Origin of the sequence: Fusibacter paucivorans (assembly GCF_018390735.1) — a bacterium.
Lineage (GTDB): Bacteria > Bacillota > Clostridia > Peptostreptococcales > Acidaminobacteraceae > Fusibacter > Fusibacter paucivorans.
The window spans coordinates 1-16,368 of record NZ_JAHBCL010000020.1; the positions used below are offsets into that span (position 1 = coordinate 1).

General features: G+C 40.6%; 17 protein-coding genes and 1 other annotated feature. Of the genes, 13 read left to right on the plus strand and 4 right to left on the minus strand.

Annotation, left to right across the window (positions count from 1 at the left end):
* Positions 1–139: 139 nt before the first annotated feature.
* The gene (locus KHM83_RS11960; RefSeq protein ID WP_213237251.1) at positions 140–1,036 is read right to left on the minus strand and encodes a MerR family transcriptional regulator; all 897 of its coding nucleotides are present in this window, start codon (positions 1,034–1,036) and stop codon (positions 140–142) included.
* Here KHM83_RS11960 and KHM83_RS20030 point away from each other — a divergent pair.
* Positions 1,035–1,322 (plus strand): InlB B-repeat-containing protein, encoded by a 288-nt coding sequence (locus KHM83_RS20030; protein ID WP_425513874.1) that lies wholly within the window; start codon positions 1,035–1,037, stop codon positions 1,320–1,322. The genes KHM83_RS11960 and KHM83_RS20030 overlap by 2 nt on opposite strands.
* A 282-nt stretch (positions 1,323–1,604) precedes the next feature.
* On the opposite strand, the gene KHM83_RS11970 is transcribed toward KHM83_RS20030, so the two are convergent.
* Positions 1,605–2,261, minus strand: coding sequence for a Crp/Fnr family transcriptional regulator (locus KHM83_RS11970; protein WP_213237253.1), 657 nt, complete (start codon positions 2,259–2,261; stop codon positions 1,605–1,607).
* Between the two features lies 1 nt (position 2,262).
* Positions 2,263–3,084 (minus strand): class I SAM-dependent methyltransferase, encoded by an 822-nt coding sequence (locus KHM83_RS11975; RefSeq protein ID WP_213237254.1) that lies wholly within the window; start codon positions 3,082–3,084, stop codon positions 2,263–2,265.
* A 106-nt stretch (positions 3,085–3,190) separates the two neighbouring features.
* On the opposite strand from KHM83_RS11975, the gene KHM83_RS11980 reads away from it, so the two are divergent.
* The 10 genes from KHM83_RS11980 (at position 3,191) to ileS (ending at position 12,951) form a co-directional block, all read left to right on the plus strand.
* Positions 3,191–3,583 carry a VOC family protein gene (locus tag KHM83_RS11980; protein ID WP_213237255.1) on the plus strand — a complete coding sequence of 131 codons (393 nt, stop codon included), beginning with the start codon at positions 3,191–3,193 and terminating at the stop codon, positions 3,581–3,583.
* Positions 3,584–3,601: 18 nt separating this feature from the next.
* Positions 3,602–4,123: a cysteine hydrolase family protein gene (locus KHM83_RS11985; RefSeq protein ID WP_213237256.1), complete on the plus strand. Its 522-nt coding sequence runs from the start codon at positions 3,602–3,604 to the stop codon at positions 4,121–4,123.
* A 101-nt stretch (positions 4,124–4,224) separates the two neighbouring features.
* The gene (locus tag KHM83_RS11990; protein WP_213237340.1) at positions 4,225–5,256 is read left to right on the plus strand and encodes an NAD(P)H-dependent glycerol-3-phosphate dehydrogenase; all 1,032 of its coding nucleotides are present in this window, start codon (positions 4,225–4,227) and stop codon (positions 5,254–5,256) included.
* 12 nt (positions 5,257–5,268) lie between these two features.
* Entirely contained in the window at positions 5,269–6,507 is a 1,239-nt protein-coding gene (locus tag KHM83_RS11995) for an HlyD family efflux transporter periplasmic adaptor subunit (protein ID WP_213237257.1), read from the plus strand.
* A 16-nt stretch (positions 6,508–6,523) separates the two neighbouring features.
* A complete protein-coding gene (locus KHM83_RS12000; RefSeq protein WP_213237258.1) occupies positions 6,524–7,216 on the plus strand; it encodes a YggS family pyridoxal phosphate-dependent enzyme in 693 nt (230 codons plus the stop codon).
* A gap of 138 nt (positions 7,217–7,354) precedes the next feature.
* Positions 7,355–7,855 carry a cell division protein SepF gene (locus tag KHM83_RS12005; protein ID WP_213237259.1) on the plus strand — a complete coding sequence of 167 codons (501 nt, stop codon included), beginning with the start codon at positions 7,355–7,357 and terminating at the stop codon, positions 7,853–7,855.
* Positions 7,856–7,917: 62 nt separating this feature from the next.
* Positions 7,918–8,181 carry a YggT family protein gene (locus KHM83_RS12010; protein ID WP_213237260.1) on the plus strand — a complete coding sequence of 88 codons (264 nt, stop codon included), beginning with the start codon at positions 7,918–7,920 and terminating at the stop codon, positions 8,179–8,181.
* Between the two features lie 2 nt (positions 8,182–8,183).
* The gene (locus tag KHM83_RS12015) at positions 8,184–8,975 is read left to right on the plus strand and encodes a YlmH family RNA-binding protein (protein WP_213237261.1); all 792 of its coding nucleotides are present in this window, start codon (positions 8,184–8,186) and stop codon (positions 8,973–8,975) included.
* A gap of 10 nt (positions 8,976–8,985) precedes the next feature.
* The gene (locus tag KHM83_RS12020) at positions 8,986–9,444 is read left to right on the plus strand and encodes a DivIVA domain-containing protein (RefSeq protein WP_213237262.1); all 459 of its coding nucleotides are present in this window, start codon (positions 8,986–8,988) and stop codon (positions 9,442–9,444) included.
* 61 nt (positions 9,445–9,505) lie between these two features.
* Positions 9,506–9,712, plus strand: a binding site (T-box leader).
* A gap of 143 nt (positions 9,713–9,855) precedes the next feature.
* Positions 9,856–12,951: an isoleucine--tRNA ligase gene (gene ileS, locus KHM83_RS12025; protein ID WP_213237263.1), complete on the plus strand. Its 3,096-nt coding sequence runs from the start codon at positions 9,856–9,858 to the stop codon at positions 12,949–12,951.
* A 113-nt stretch (positions 12,952–13,064) separates the two neighbouring features.
* On the opposite strand, the gene KHM83_RS12030 is transcribed toward ileS, so the two are convergent.
* The gene (locus KHM83_RS12030; RefSeq protein ID WP_213237264.1) at positions 13,065–14,573 is read right to left on the minus strand and encodes a sigma-54 interaction domain-containing protein; all 1,509 of its coding nucleotides are present in this window, start codon (positions 14,571–14,573) and stop codon (positions 13,065–13,067) included.
* Positions 14,574–14,886: 313 nt separating this feature from the next.
* On the opposite strand from KHM83_RS12030, the gene KHM83_RS12035 reads away from it, so the two are divergent.
* The gene (locus tag KHM83_RS12035; protein ID WP_213237265.1) at positions 14,887–15,465 is read left to right on the plus strand and encodes a flavodoxin family protein; all 579 of its coding nucleotides are present in this window, start codon (positions 14,887–14,889) and stop codon (positions 15,463–15,465) included.
* Positions 15,465–16,340, plus strand: a complete 876-nt coding sequence (locus tag KHM83_RS12040; RefSeq protein WP_213237266.1) for a DUF6282 family protein — start codon at positions 15,465–15,467, stop codon at positions 16,338–16,340. The genes KHM83_RS12035 and KHM83_RS12040 overlap by 1 nt, the downstream gene beginning before the upstream one ends.
* Positions 16,341–16,368: the final 28 nt, after the last annotated feature.

The window sequence follows — 16,368 nt, forward strand, 5'->3', positions numbered from 1 at the left end:
TCTTTTCTGACAAATACAAAACTGTTAATGCATAAACTTGGGAAGCGCCGTATACGAGACCCGTACGTACGGTGCTGTGGGAGGTCGGGAAAGTTATTTAACTTTCTCTCCTACCCGATTAAAACATGTAGATCAACGATTAATGAATGTTTGCCATTGCTTTTGCATCTGGAAATATTTTCAGCATCTTGTCATTTGCAACTTCAATCTTCTTTAAATATTCGGCGTAAGCAGGGCTCAAAATTTTCATGTTTGTTATAAAGGTTTCCTGATAACCGCTTTCTCTTTGGAACGCTAACATACTCTTTTGAATACTTGCAATAGGTGACTGTTTATAGGCATCAGAAGTTTTATATGTGATGTGTTTCTCGAACATTTCATGATTTTGCTCTAAATAGGTTTCTGGATCCGCGATCATTTTACTCAGATGCTGATGAACTGTCGTTTCAAATATGGTGATGTCCTTCTCCTTATCCGAAGCAAAGAGCGTTTCAAAAAATTCAGAAAGTGATTCAGACATATGTAAATCGACATTGTCCAAATAGTATACGATTGCATCATAGGCGTTTTGCTGTTCAGTAGTTTCAATGGTTCCGTTCAAAAACCTTCCAAAATGCATGGCGACATAAAGACCGTAATTGCCGGGAAAAGCGAGAACGAGTTTTTCCTTGATGGTATATAGTGCTTTCTTGTGTCGCTGAAGACGATCAAACATTTGATTGATGTTGTAATCGTCAATTAGTTGATTCATCAGTTCTTGTTTGTCATTCAGCTGTTGTATACGCAGTTTTATAATATATTGATATTTGGTTAGTGCCGCCGACTTGTTTGAGCTGTTGACAATATCTCTAATGCTGGCGATACTGATGCCGCATTGTCGCAAGATCGATATCTCTTTTAGGATCACTAAATCGTCATTGCTGAAATCCCGATAGCCATTTTCAAGGATGATGGGATGAATCAATTCCTGTGTTTCATAATAATGGATTGCTTTTTTTGTCAGATTACATCGATTGCAGACTTCTTTGATTAGCATGAATTACCTCCGAAATAGTACTTATTGTTCTAAGTCTATCATAAACCAATCCCTAAGGTCATGGTCAAGGGATTTATGTAATGATAATTTCAAATTGATTTTTAGGCATAACTCAAGAAGGGAATTCGCGAAGCTCAGTGAGCCGATTGATCCAACCCGCAGCGGCTATACTTTTGGGGGATGGTACCAAGATGATAAAACATTTGAAAATCTATGGGACTTTTTAACAAATACGATGCCGGGAAGTAGAATGACGCTTTATGCAAAATGGATCGAAAATGAATGAAGCCGTGCGTTGATTGATTATAAAAAGCCGAAAAAGTCATTTTAGCACTTAAATTATAGTTGGTTAAATATTTGAAATAAATGATTAGAAAACGATTGTGTAAATGGTTAACAATGTTATGCGCTAATGTGATAAGAGTAGCTTTATAGTAGCTGATTCAGGAAGTCCGAATTGATTCTGCCAGCTGTATCGACTTGGCGGAAATACGAAAAGTCCCCAATACAAACTGGGGACTTTTCTATCTTTATCATTTTATAATCATGAATTGGTTTTAAAAGATCATTAGAGAATGACATATTTTCTTTTATCACGGCTTATAAAACCGTCCAGTTCAAGTTTTTTTAGAATTTGAGACGTCATAACCCTTGATAAGCCAACCATTGAAGATAATTCTGACTGGGTGATGACCACATTGATTAATGTACCGGCTTCAGTCTGCACGCCATTTTGCTCTGCTAGCTGTCTAAGCACAAACAAAACACGATCGGTTGATGACTGTGTTGCACTTTCTGCAATCTGCATTCTGAGATTGTTAAGCGATGCACCTAAGCTTTTGATGACTTCGCTGGCGAGTGTTGGATTACCTAAAAGCACGCGTTCGTAGTTCGAGCGATTTAGACTGCAAAGCTGCGTTTCTTCAAGTGCAACAGCTGATACTTCGTGTACGGGATCCTCAGAGAAAAGATTGTTTTCACCTATGGCATGACGTGCATAGACCAGTTTGATAATAATTTCTTCCCCTGATTCCATTAGACGTGTTAATTTTAATGTACCGCTCTTTACGACATATAAAACGTCGGCATCATCACCTTGATGAAATAAATAATCACCTTTGGAAAGTGTGATCTTCTGAGAGGCATCACAAAAGGCAACAAATGATTCTCTTGGAATTCCTTTAAATATCGGAATATCGTGTATGCAAAGGCAATTCATTGGCATGCTAAATCCTTTCTGAAGATTGACTTGGCTTATTCGCCGTTAAAATAAATGTCTTTGGAATGCCTCGGTCAAATTGCTCTGAGGACAAATTAGGCTCTTCTATTAATTGTTGAATCCATAAGCCGGATTTTGCAGCAGCTGTCACAATTTCGCCGAGTGTCCAGTGTCTGAGCCATACTGTTTGATCGTCATCTGGATTTGTATCAGCTTGTCGTGAATCACTGGTTTTATATTTTGAAAGTGCACTTGGCTGTGCTGTGAGTTCGGAACTGAAATAATCGCCTTCGACCTTGTGTTTGCGAATTTTAGCAGTGCTGCCTCTAGAGACAATGAGTTTGGTGCTTACAGGATGGAAATCGCGTATAATAAAATGCCCGCCGGGTTTTAAATAGCGCATGGGAATTTGCAAAAAGTCTGATAAATCTGTAAAATAATGTAGGATGCCCATTTCGGCAAAAACAATATCATAGGACTGACTGGCACTTACATCATCATATGCGCAGACATCGGAAACGATGTAGTGAATGGCTACATTTTGAGACTTGCACATGGCCTCGGCGTATTGACGATTTGCCTCAGAAAAATCGACGACTGTGACATCGGCGCCTAAGAGCGCAAGACAAAGTGCTTTCGCACCATTTGAGCCCATTAAATTTAAAATTTTTTTGCCGTGTATGTCACCAAAATGGGGTATAAGTGTTCCGAGTGCCTTTAATGGTTTTTGAGCGAGTTTGGATGCGTAGACTTCCGGTTCGCCGTATTTATTGAGCCAAGCATCATAAGCAGCTTGATTCCATACGCGGTGATGTTGAAGTGTCGACATGATTTCTCCTTGAAAAAGTATAGACATATTATAACATAAACTCAATTGGAAACCTATGATAACAATAAGGGATTCGAGATGCTGGAAGCAGATGATGAGGTGTTTAATGAGAATGAGAATTGCACATCATACGATGAATTTAGATGGCATGGTTACTTTCTATGTCGATTTGCTCGGACTGAGATTAAAATCCGTTTTTAAATCGGAAACTGGCTATGAAGGCGTTATTTTTTGCGATGATTCCGACACGTGGGAAATCGAATTTACAACATCAGAGGATTTGCCAAAATGCTGTTCGGATGAAGATGATTTAATCATACTATACTTTGACAGTATGGCAGTTTATAATAGTACTATCGAAAGAGTAAGTCAATTAAGACATTTGGAGTTTGCACCGAGAAATCCTTACTGGGAAGAACGCGGCAGACTTTTTAAGGACCCTGACGGCAATCGAGTCGTCATTGTCAAACCCGTTTTAAACGAAGAGGACGGACAATAAAAATCAAGGATGATTGCGATGGATGCATTGGTTGTCGTGGATATGCAAAAGGGAATTTTTAATAAAAAACATATAAGGGTATATGATGATGAGGTGTTGATTAGCCGCATTAACCATATGATTGATAAATGCCATCTTCTAGGCATTCCCGTTATTTTTCTGCGTTATACCGGCAGTTATGTGTTGACACCGGGAACAGAAAACTGGGATATTATCAATGAACTGCATTTTGAAGAAAACGATGTTTTGATTGACAAGTATTGCAGTGATGCCTTTGAAGCGGAAGCTTTTGTACAAGCATTAAATGAACTTGGCATTAGACATGTATACATCTCTGGTGTTTTTTCACATGGATGTGTACAGGCAACTGTAATGGGGGCTGTCCACAAGCGATATGATGTCAGTTTAATTGAAGATGCGCACAGCAATCTTGCGCCTCAGGCAAATAGAATCATTGATTCTGTCAACAGTAGAATGAAAAAGCTTGGTGTATCACTCCTCACCACAAGCGATTTTATTGAATACGTAAAGAATACCTAACCTTTTATATTGATAAATGGATGATCAGTTCATTCGCCTCATATTCAAGAGCGGCTACTTTGTGTTATAATTAGCCTTGAGAAAGATTTAGGAGGCATTTAATTTTGAAAGTTACAGTTATTGCAGCTGGAAGCTGGGGAACCGCACTCGCACTGGTGCTTGAACAAAATGGGCACGATGTGACAGTCTGGGCGAGACGCGAATCTCAAGTGCAGGACATTCTACAATCACGTCGAAATGATAAATACTTACGCAATATTGCGATCCCAGAAAATATACAGTTTACCTCATCGCTGCAAGAGGCAGTAAAGCATACAGAGGTAATTGTTCTGTCGGTTCCGACACAACAACTCAATAATGTTTTAGAACAAATGGCTGAGCAAATAACCTTGTCACATCGTGTGATTATGGTGAATGTATCGAAAGGCATTGATATGGGAAGTTTGGAATTGCCTTCTCAAATGGTGATGCGATACTATCCGACGCAGCCTTTTGTCGTTCTATCAGGACCATCGCATGCAGAAGAAGTTGCGCTTAAATTGCCAACAGCACTGGTGGCAGCTTCAAAAAATCGTTTGGCGGCAGAAATCGTACAGGATTTGTTTTCGAATGATTATATGCGCGTCTACACAAATCCCGATGTCGTTGGCGTCGAAATTAGCGGAGCGCTGAAAAACATTATTGCCCTTGGTGCCGGAATCAGCGATGGCCTCGGTTATGGTGATAATGCCAAAGCGGCTTTAATCACAAGGGGCATTAACGAAATGGTTGTTTTGGGACAAATGATTGGTGCAGAGACGTCTACATTTAGAGGATTAGCCGGTGTTGGCGATCTTATCGTCACTTGTACAAGCCAGCACAGCCGCAATCGTCGCTGTGGTATTCTCATTGGTGAAGGCTTGTCGTTTGACAATGCGATAGAATCAGTTGGCATGGTCGTTGAAGGCGCGTATACAGTTAAGGCCGCTTATCGTTTGATGACAAAGCTAAAGATCGATATGCCAATCACAAAGGTGCTTTACAGAGTGCTCTATGAAGGAAAAAATGCAAGGGAAGCTGTCAATTACTTGATGACGCGTCAAAAGAAGCATGAAATTGATGAGAACGCGGAAAAATTGGAGCTTTGGCAGTAAAGGTGATATGAAATGACTGCGAGGACAACGAGACGCAAGCGACGGCCAAAATACGGACGTATTTTTTTCAGCATTGTTTTTTTTCTGGGACTCTTGTTTTTACTAGGCAAGTTAGGCTTTGACCTTTTTTTCAGAGAACATGAGACTTATTTAGTAGATTACGGCAATTTGGACATAAAAGCGGATTACAATGCGCTGGTTATCCAAAATGAAATTGTCGTCAATACGAATTACAGCGGCAAAATAACTTATTATGCTGATGAGGGCGTGGCGGTAGTCAAAGGAGAACCGATTGCTGAAGTGTTTAACGATGGCGTAGAATCGGAGTCGTCAGAGGAAACTGCTTTAGAAGTCAGCCAAAAACAAATTGAGTTTGATTATACCGTCCTTGAATATGATATTATGACTTTAAAGAACAATATTCTCTTTGCCATATCGCAAAAGGAATATGATAAAGTGCCCGCACTGAAAAGCGAATTGATACTCAAGCTTGACACACGGGAAAAATTGGAAGGCGAAAATAAGTTTTTATCTAATCGTACGACGTCTTATACTGAAAAAACAATTGGTGAAGGGCGGCTGGCAGTAGGGGAAAAAGCTAATTTATTTGCACCTGCAGAAGGCATCTTGACCTTCAATATTGATGGTTATGAAGATTATTTGACGATTGATAATATTTATAATATTAATTATGATGATTTGGCTTTGACATCAATTGTGCCGCAATCGGTTAAAACGAATCGCGTTGATGCCGATGCGCCGATTTTCAAACTTATTGACCAATCTACTTATTACTTTGTCATTGAGCTGAAAGCAGATGTTGCAGCGACTTATCAGGTTGGCAAGCATGTTGTCGTCAATACTGGCGACGTCAATATGGATGGTGAAATTTATGATGTTTTTTCAAATGGGTCCGGAACGGTTGCTGTGATTAGATTACATGAAGCCAATGAGTCTTTCTATAGCAAGCGGCATGTGGCCTGCACCGTTATCAATGAGAACTATAAAGGACTGAAGATCAACGTTGATACGATTGTTAACCTCGATGGCACCATTGGCGTCTATCGCGTTATGTCAAATCGCAGACTTCAGTTTGTGCCAATTGAAGTGATTGGTTATGATGCAGATTATGCCATTGTGCAGAGCGGCCAATTCTACCAAAGCGATGAAGGGGTTGTTCGAACGCTTTCTGCCAATCAGGAAATTGTACGAAATGCAGCAGCGTATAAAGAAGGCGACTTAATTGAATGATAAGGGAGGATGTGTTTTGACATACGCGTATTTAAAAACGAATATACAGCAGATAAGAAAAGCGATTGACAGCGTGAAACGTCCGTGGACGCACCCTGTGACGCTCATTGGTGTAACGAAGACCTATGAAGCGGATATTATCAATGAATCGATTGCTTATGGTATTCAAGCCATTGGTGAAAATAAAGTTCAGGAAATCATGCGCAAATACGACGCGGTTGCGGAAGGTGTGGCATGGCATTTAATTGGACATTTGCAAACGAATAAAGTAAAATATATCATTGATAAGGTTGATTTAATTCAATCGGTGGACAGTGAAAAGCTGGCAATGGAAATCGAAAAAAGAGCGGCGGCTATTCATAAAATACAAGATATTCTCATACAGATTAATGTAGCGGGAGAAGACCAGAAAGCGGGGATTGCACCGGAAGATTTGCCGGCGCTGTTGGAATTGATTTCGAAATTACCGCATATTCGGGTACAGGGCCTTATGAATATCGGTCTTTTTACAGATGACGAAGCACTTTTGCGATCGCATTTCAAAAAAATGCGAATGCTATTTGAGACATTGCCTGATTATGGCTATTCGAATGTGACGGCAACACATCTTTCCATGGGGATGTCTGGTGATTTTGAACTGGCAATCGAAGAAGGGGCAACAATGGTGCGCGTTGGCACCTCAATTTATGGCAAGCGCAATTATTCTTAAGCGCTAAGGCTTTAAATATGGTAGAATAATAGGTATAATTAAGATAGGTGACATCGTTCTTGAAGACAGCATTCGGTCGTGACGACTGTTGCGACAGCGAAGTTATTGATAAAGTAAAAATAGGCAGGAGGCGTTCTCATGGGGGAAAAGTTTATTGATAAGCTCAAGTTTTTTTGGGGTGTTGATTCTCGAGAAGACGAGCAATTGTTAAATGATGATTTTTATAATGAAATGAAGCGAACGGATTTGGAAGCGGAAGAAACGGTCAATGCTATTGCCGAAACGACGCAAAAATCGATTAATACCATCAAAACTTCAAATAAAGTTTTGAATATTCACACCAATGCACAGATGAATGTTGTACTCTATCAGCCTAAGTCATTTGAAGAGACAACTGCAATCGTGGATACCCTTAAAAGCAAGCGTCCTGTCATTATGAATATTTTGGATCTCGATAATGATTTAGCAAGAAAGATTTTTGACTTTTGCTCCGGTGCGCTATATGCACTGGATGGTCACATTAACCTCGTGTCAAAGGGCATTTATGTATTGGCACCGCCAAATGTAGACGTTACTGGTGATACAGCAATAACCCGCCTTGAAAGCCAGATGAATGACTGGCTGAAATCAGATGATTAAAGACTGCGACTGTTTAGTCTGTTTTCATCATTAAAAAAACAATTAGTGAAAGGATTGCCTACATGATTTACGTAAAAGTTGCACTATTTTATTTTTTCCAATTAATTATGTACCTTATTTTTGGTAGAGCGGTGCTCTCTTGGTTTATCAGAGATTATAATAATCCAATTATGCGCATTTTGGTAAGTTTGACGGAACCTATCTTAAAGCCTATTCGAGAATTGCTGTCGCGCTTTAATATCGGCGGGAATATGATTGATTTCAGTCCGCTGGTAGCACTGCTCATTGTACAGCTCTTAATGGCGCTGGTGATCAACGTATTATAATCATGGATAAACAACAAATATTAATGGTTCACAAAAACATCGTCGATAAAGAGGGTGTTTTTTTAAAGAGTATTGAACAGCTCGAAAAGTGCATAAAGTACTATGAACGCGCGGCAACGCCTTTTATTACCCCAGAAATGCGCGTGGTACTTGAAGAGATTGTCAAGTATGAACGGGATGTTGAAACAGTTGTACACAGCGGCTTTAAACACTTTGAGCGTTGCCGTTTAGAATGGTTTCCGGACTATCTTTCAGCTTCTGATTCTTCGGAATATATTCAGGCGCTCAGGTTGACGTACCAGCAAAAGTTTAATAAGCTGGGGCATCGCGATGTTCTTGGCGCCTTAATGGGGCTGGGGATATCACGCCAGAAAATCGGCGATATTGTCGTGCTTGAAGAGCATATTGATATTGTCGTTGATGCCTCAATGGCTGTTTATATTTCTGCTAACCTTGATAAAGTTGGCAGAGCGGGTATTCGCATTGCACCAATTGAACTGGATGCGCTGAGAGAGCATACACCTGTCATGCGATGCGTTGACGACACAGTAAAATCACTACGATTGGATGCAGTTATTGCCTCTGCGTATCACCTCTCAAGACAGGAAGCGCAGCAATTGATCAAGGGTGGCAGCGTTAGAGTAAACTACCGGGAAATGCTTCAAACGAGTCATTTGCTTTTAGAAGGCGATCTCGTATCCGTTCGCGGTAAAGGCCGGTTTATGCTTGAATCGGTTGAAGGCGAGACAAAAAAAGCGCGTATACGTATTACCTTATCACATTTTGACACATAGGAGGTTTGTGATGATTAAACCGATTGAAATTCAACATAAAGAGTTTACGAAAACCGTACGCGGCTACAACCCGACAGAAGTTGATGAATACCTAGCGATGATTGTAAAGAGCATGGAAGAATTGATTCAAACGAATATTGAAATTACTGCTCAAGTCAAAATGCTTGAGCGTGATATGACGCGCTATGTCCAAATGGAAAAAACAATTAATGATGCCATGATTCTTGCTCAGAAAACCTCTGACGAAATGATCAAGGCAACTGAAGAAAAGGCGAAATACATTTTGGAACGCGCTGAGACTGAAGCCGAAAAGATTATGAATACTGCAAATATAGAAGTGCTTGAAGCGATAAAACGTAAAGAAGAAGCCGTTCGCGACTATATGACGTTCGTAACAAAGTTCAAAGTGCTGTTGGAAGGTGAACTCAAAGGGATTGATGCGTACGATATAAAGGGTGAAAAGGCTTGACGTATACTGCATTCATCAGTTATAATGGATGCACATGTTGTTAAATATGATATCAATTTTATAAATTGCAATGACTGGGACGAGTAAAGCATGCGGAGATACAGAGAGTCGGTGGCTGGTGAAAACCGATGAGACAATTGTTTGAATATCACCCATAGCAGTTCAAATGAAATAATGAGTAATTTGAACCGGTTTGATACCGTTATCATTTTTAAGTGGCATGATTCTCATGTAATTTGGGTGGTACCGCGGATTATTCGTCCCATGGCTTTTAGCCGTGGGATTTTCTATTTTGTGGATCAGTAGGGATCGTCACTTTTGCAAAGACAATGCAACATTAAATGCAATGATATCGGTAAGACAGAGAATAACTCGTGCAAACGAGTAGAAAGATAGGAAGGGATGAAGTTTATGAGTTATAACGAGCTCAAGAAAGGTGCTGTTTCGGAAAACGAAGCTGAAGTCAGGGCCTATTGGGAGGAAATTGATTTACTGAAGCGCAGTGTGGAAGCGCGTGAGGGCAAAACGCCTTACATCTTTTTTGAGGGCCCTCCGACGGCAAATGGTCGTCCGGGTATTCATCATGTTTTAGCGAGAGCGCTTAAAGACGCCGTGTGTCGCTATAAGACGATGCAAGGTTTCCAAGTCAAACGGAAAGCTGGATGGGATACACATGGTTTACCCGTTGAAATTGAAGTCGAAAAGCGACTAAACCTCAATGACAAAACGGCAATCGAAGCTTACGGTATTGAGAAATTCAACACACAGTGCCGAAATTCCGTATTTGAATACGAAGATACATGGCGTGAAATGACAAAGAAGATGGCATATCTCATTGACCTAGATCATCCTTATATTACACTGGAGAACGATTATATTGAATCAGTCTGGTGGATTTTAAACAAATTTTTTGAAGAAGGCTATATTTACGAAGGCCATAAAATTTTGCCTTACTGCCCACGCTGCGGAACAGGACTTGCATCACATGAAGTGGCACAAGGCTATCAAGAAATCAAAACCGTTACTGTTTATGTTAAATTTAAACTCAAGGATGAAGAGGCTTATTTTCTCGTTTGGACGACGACGCCTTGGACGCTGGCTTCCAATGTTGCATTGACTGTTAATGCGAATGAAACGTATGTCAAAGTACGCAATAATGGCGAAGTGTTATATGTTGAAAAAGGCCTTGCGGCAAAAGTGCTGGAAGGCGAATATGAAATACTGGCAGAGATGAAGGGTAAAGACCTTGAATACGTCGAATACGAACAGTTAATGCCTTTCGTAAAAGCGGATCGCAAAGCGTTTTTCGTTACTTGCGCCGACTATGTTACGGTAGAAGATGGAACGGGGATCGTCCATACGGCGCCTGCGTTTGGTGAAGATGACTACCAAACCGGCGTGCGTTATAATCTGCCGGTACTTCAGCCCGTAGATGAAGAAGGCAAGTATACGACGACACCTTGGGAAGGCACATTTGTCATTGATGCCGACCCTGAAATTGTCAAATGGCTGGCAGAAAACAAGAGCCTGTATAAACGTCAAAAAATGGAGCATAACTATCCGCACTGCTGGCGTTGCAAGACACCGCTTCTCTATTATGCAAAACCGAGCTGGTACATTGAAATGACAAAACTGAAAGACCAGCTCATCGCCAATAACAACAGCGTTAACTGGTTCCCAGATTTTGTCGGTGAAAAACGTTTTGGCAACTGGCTTGAAAATTTAAATGACTGGGCAATTTCTAGAAGTAGATACTGGGGAACCCCATTAAATATCTGGCGATGTGAATGTGGGGAACTGACATCTGTTGGATCACGCAAAGCACTTGCTGACCGCGCCATCGAAGAAATTGACGAGAACATTGAACTGCATCGTCCGTATGTTGATGATATTCATCTCAAATGTGATAAGTGCGGTGGGACGATGACACGTGTACCGGATGTTATTGACTGCTGGTTTGACAGTGGTTCAATGCCATTTGCGCAGCACCATTATCCATTTGAAAATAAAGATATTTTCGATTCGCTTTACCCTGCGGACTTTATCTGTGAAGGGATAGATCAGACGCGTGGATGGTTCTATTCACTCATTGCGATTTCGACGTTCGTCATGGGGATGTCGCCTTATAAAAATGTATTGGTCAATGATTTGATTCTCGATAAGTACGGCAAGAAAATGTCAAAATCCAAAGGCAATACAGTCGATGCCTTTCAGCTTCTCAATCAATATGGCGCCGATGTTGTGCGTTGGTATCTCTATTATGTATCGCCTGCGTGGACGCCAACAAAATTTGATGAAGAAGGGCTTATTGAAGTGAATTCAAAGTTCTTTGGTACCCTTAAAAATGTCTATAACTTCTTTGCACTCTATGCGAACACTGATGGTGTGGACGTTTCGACTTTTGATGTACCAGTGGGTGATCGTCCGGAACTCGACCAGTGGATCATTTCTAAACTCAATCAATTAATTGCTGGTGTGACAGCGGATATGGATGTCTATGATTCGACAAAAGCCGTTCGAAAAATTCAGGAATTTGTCAGTGAAGATCTTTCGAATTGGTACATTAGACGTTCTAGAAGACGTTTCTGGGAATCAGAATTGACACAGGATAAAAAATCTGTCTATCAGACGACTTATGAAGTGCTGACCGCAGTTTGTCAATTGGCAGCACCATTTGCACCATTTGTTACAGAAGAAATCTACCGAGCCCTCACGGGTGGCGAATCCGTCCACATCAGCTATATGCCAAAAGTCAATACGGCGTATATCAGTGAACATATCGAAGCGCGTATGGATCTCATCAGAGACCTCGTAACCCTTGGCCGCGCCGCTCGTGAATCCGTTAAAATTAAAGTGCGTCAGCCTATCCAACGCGTTATTGTCGATGGTAAGAGCAAATCGCTAATTGAAGATCTCATTCCTTTGATCATGGAAGAACTCAATGTCAAAGAAGTCGTATTTGCAGATGATTTGCCAACGTATATGGCATTTCAGCTCAAGCCAAACTTTAAAGTGTTGGGGCCGGTGCTCGGCAAGAAAATGGGTGCGTTCTCCAAAGCGCTTAGTGCTTTGGATCCTCAGGTATATGCAATTGCATTAGAGAACGGTGAAACGGTTAGCCTTGAGCTAGGGGATGAAACTTTTGAAGCAGATAAATCACATGTCCTCATCAACATCTCGGCAAAGGAAGGTTTTACTGTCAAGATGGAGAACAACCGCTTTATTATTTTGGACACGCATTTAACAGATGAACTCATCAGTGAAGGCTATGCCCGTGAAATGATCTCGAGAATACAGCAGATGCGCAAAGCCAATGATTTTGAAATGATGGCTAATATTCGCATTTATTATGCAAGTGATGATGTGTTCAGTGAGGCAGTGGAAGCGCATAAAGCCTATATTATGAGTGAGACACTTGCCGTCAGCGTTGAAGGTTCTGATGCTAAAGAGGCTGAAGTCTTCAATTTAAATGGCCATGACGTTAAACTCTTTGTTGAACAGGTATAAGTTTAAGAGGAAACGCGATTAAAAGGTGAAGATTAAGTGTTTACAATAATCAAAGCCGCTATGCCATGTAGGATAGCGGCTTTTTATCGTGCTGATTTATAAAAGGTTTTAACCTAAGTTAAACCGTACTGTTTTGCTTTTCGGGCAATGGTCGATTGGTTGCTGCCAAGTGCAACGGCAGCATTATAAGTTGTCTTATGCTTTTTTAAGGCAGCTTCTATTAAATGTTTTTCATATGAAGCAACGGCTTCTTTGAGCGGCAGCTTACTGTCATCAGCCGTATTGTCGGCATAGATGAGATCGCCTTCAATTTCTGCTTGGGGTTGTGTGACATATTTCACTTGTGTATGGTTAATACAGTTTTTCTCACCGATGATGACAAGCCTTTCAATTGCGTTTTTAAGCTCCCTGATATTGCCGGGCCAATCATGCTGTTCGAGTAAGAAGAGTGCACGGTCATTTAAGAATTTTTCTTTATTATATTTTGCATTAAACTCTTCCAAAAACTTTTGACAAAGCAATTTTATATCGTCTTGCCGTTCACGGAGTGGTGGGATTTTAATTGGAATAACATTGAGCCGGTAATACAAATCTTGTCTAAAGCCGCCTGTCTTAATAAGGCTGAATAGATTTTCATTTGTTGCAGAAATAATGCGAACATCAATGGGAATCTTTTTTAAACCGCCAACGCGCATCAGTTCGTTTTCTTGGATAACCCGCAGTAGTTTTGGCTGAAGATTTAATGGCATTGATCCAATTTCATCAAGCAGGATCGTGCCGCCGTTAGCAAGTTCCATTAAACCCACTTTTGACTTAATCGCACCGGTAAAAGCGCCTTTTTCATAACCAAATAGCTCGGATTCAATGAGATGATCAGGAATGGCGGCGCAGTTGACCGTAATGAAAGGTTTGTCTTTACGTTCACTTTGTTCGCAGATCTCTTTTGCGAGGACTTCCTTTCCGACGCCGCTTTCACCGAGAATCAAAACGGCAGCATCAGTCTTTGCAACCATTGGAAGCATTTCTTTGATATCTGTTATTTTCTTGGATTGACCAATAAATGAAGAGGTTGTGAACTTATCCACATAATAGGCCAGCTTCTTGGCGAGCAATCGATTTTTTTCTATTTCAACATCGAGGCGTTCTTTCCAATCAGACATTTTGGCCAGATCCTGTACCACAGTCATAACGTACTGAATGTCACCATTTGTATCAAAAATTGGTGAACTTGTAACGATGAGTTTGCTGTGATCGGGTGCATCCGTTACCATTGAAACTTTTTTACGTTCCTTAATCGCACTGATGGCAGTTGATTCCGACAAGGACTTGTCAAGATGATTGTACTTGCATTTAGGTGTATTGTTATCATCGAACATATTAGCGGGATCGGCTATTGCCATGAAGTAATTAAGCTGATCTTTCATAAGTTCTTCAATCGGCTTAAGATGGGCATTCTCGCGGGTTACTTTGTAAGTGTTGCTCCAAGCCTTATTGACGAATAGTACTTGTCCATCCTTGTTTATAATATGAATGGGCATGGCAACGAGGTCCAAAACATCAAATGCATCTATGGCAGGGATTGTCTGCAACCCAAAAATGGGTTGTGCTATTTTTGTGGTCATATTTGTACACATCCTTTCATCATAATCATACCACATATTCCACGAGATAACGATAGTTTAATTTAAAAATGGGTTCGCAACTCAATAATGGGTTAAAAAAGGCATCTTTTTCTTATGGATGATATTCTAACGGTCGAAATCGCATGTGTCGCTGAGATTTTTCGAAAAAAAAATATGCCTTGAAACTATTGAAATTACAAGATTTCAAAAAACATTGTCAAAAAATTATCTTTTTTTTGCGAAATGTTTAACATTTGGCACACTCTTTGCAATATTAATAGACGTCATGACAATAAGAGCAAGGAAGTGAAAAATGAAGCGCATTTTACTGTTTAACGGAAGTCCTCATAAAGAAGGCAACACGGCAATCGCACTCGGTAAAGTTGCGGGTGTTCTGAATAAACGCGGCATTGAAACGCAGATCATTCAAATTGGTGGGACGCCTATCAAACCGTGCTTGGGATGTCGCAAGTGTGCCGAACTTAAAAATGGTCGATGCATTATACAATCTGATGATGTCAATCAATATATTGAAGCATTAGTTGCAGCAGATGGCATGATTATCGGTTCTCCCGTTTATACCTCAAATGTTACATCAGAGGTAAAAGCCTTTATAGACCGCGTAAACTTTGTTTGCAAGGTTAACGACTTCATGTTAAAAGGCAAAATTGGAGCGCCGGTTGTTGTGGCCACAAAAACCGGTGCAAATGTCGCTTATGCAGCCATACAGTATATGTTTGGCATCTCCCAGATGATCATGGTGGGCTCATCGTATTGGAATGTAGCATACGGTAAACTTCCGGGTGATATCTTAAACGATGACGAAGGTATTCAGTCATTTATTGATTTGGGAGAAAACATCGCAGATCTATTAATAGGTAAGGAGGGCTAATGGGAAGAGAAATACTCAAGGGATTAATTGACATTCACGTACATGCCGGCCCATCGGTGGCAAATCGCGCCGTTGACGCGGCAGAAATGTTAAAAAAAGCTGAAGCAGCTGGCTATGCAGGTTTTTTAGTAAAGGATCATTATTTTCCAAGTATGTTGGGTACAAAAATGATCGAAAAGCATTTAGGGAATGGCACATGTAAAGTCTACGGGTCGATTGCGCTGAATAATTCAGTGGGACTTTTTAACATGAAAGCACTTGATACAGCACGTCAAATGGATGCAAAGATTATCTATTTCCCAACTGTATCAACTAAAAAGCATATTGACGATCACAAAAAGGCGGCATTTGTAGGTTCAGGCAAGCCGACAGTACCGGAAACGCCGATTGAATACGTTGATGAAAATGGCAATATTGACCCAATGGCTGTAGAAATTTTGAAATACATGGCAGAGTATGACATGGTACTTGGTACGGGACATGGCAACTTAAAAGAAGTTAAATGTCTAGTGGACACGGCCTTGGCATTGGGTGTTAAACGTATTCTCGTCAATCACCCGCATTATAATGTCAATGCTTCACTAGAAGATATGAAATCGTGGGCAGATCGCGGGGCATATATTGAAGTCAATGCCTGCGTCTTTAAAGGCTCTTCGAAATTTGGCGAAATTGACATGGATTATGCTGAAAAGATGATTCGCACATGCGGCGTTGATCAAATTATCATTGACTCAGATTTGGGTCAAGCGGGCAATATTGATCCTGTTGAAGGGCTTTATGAGTTTATTGAAACGCTCATGAACGATTTTAATATCACAGAAGAAGAAATCAACATTATGACAAAAGTCAATCCGGCAAAACTGCTTAACTTATAAAAGTGAAAATTGAAAATAAGCCGGACGA

Coding starts and splice junctions, on each gene's coding strand:
- KHM83_RS12010 (WP_213237260.1), top strand. CDS start 7,918: ATGATTTACGTAAAAGTTGCACTATTTTATTTTTTCCAATTAATTATG.
- KHM83_RS12035 (WP_213237265.1), top strand. CDS start 14,887: ATGAAGCGCATTTTACTGTTTAACGGAAGTCCTCATAAAGAAGGCAAC.
- ileS (WP_213237263.1), top strand. CDS start 9,856: ATGAGTTATAACGAGCTCAAGAAAGGTGCTGTTTCGGAAAACGAAGCT.
- KHM83_RS20030 (WP_425513874.1), top strand. CDS start 1,035: ATGAATTACCTCCGAAATAGTACTTATTGTTCTAAGTCTATCATAAAC.
- KHM83_RS11985 (WP_213237256.1), top strand. CDS start 3,602: ATGGATGCATTGGTTGTCGTGGATATGCAAAAGGGAATTTTTAATAAA.
- KHM83_RS12015 (WP_213237261.1), top strand. CDS start 8,184: ATGGATAAACAACAAATATTAATGGTTCACAAAAACATCGTCGATAAA.
- KHM83_RS11970 (WP_213237253.1), bottom strand. CDS start 2,261: ATGCCAATGAATTGCCTTTGCATACACGATATTCCGATATTTAAAGGA.
- KHM83_RS12030 (WP_213237264.1), bottom strand. CDS start 14,573: ATGACCACAAAAATAGCACAACCCATTTTTGGGTTGCAGACAATCCCT.
- KHM83_RS11975 (WP_213237254.1), bottom strand. CDS start 3,084: ATGTCGACACTTCAACATCACCGCGTATGGAATCAAGCTGCTTATGAT.
- KHM83_RS11960 (WP_213237251.1), bottom strand. CDS start 1,036: ATGCTAATCAAAGAAGTCTGCAATCGATGTAATCTGACAAAAAAAGCA.
- KHM83_RS11980 (WP_213237255.1), top strand. CDS start 3,191: ATGAGAATGAGAATTGCACATCATACGATGAATTTAGATGGCATGGTT.
- KHM83_RS12020 (WP_213237262.1), top strand. CDS start 8,986: ATGATTAAACCGATTGAAATTCAACATAAAGAGTTTACGAAAACCGTA.
- KHM83_RS11995 (WP_213237257.1), top strand. CDS start 5,269: ATGACTGCGAGGACAACGAGACGCAAGCGACGGCCAAAATACGGACGT.
- KHM83_RS12040 (WP_213237266.1), top strand. CDS start 15,465: ATGGGAAGAGAAATACTCAAGGGATTAATTGACATTCACGTACATGCC.
- KHM83_RS12005 (WP_213237259.1), top strand. CDS start 7,355: ATGGGGGAAAAGTTTATTGATAAGCTCAAGTTTTTTTGGGGTGTTGAT.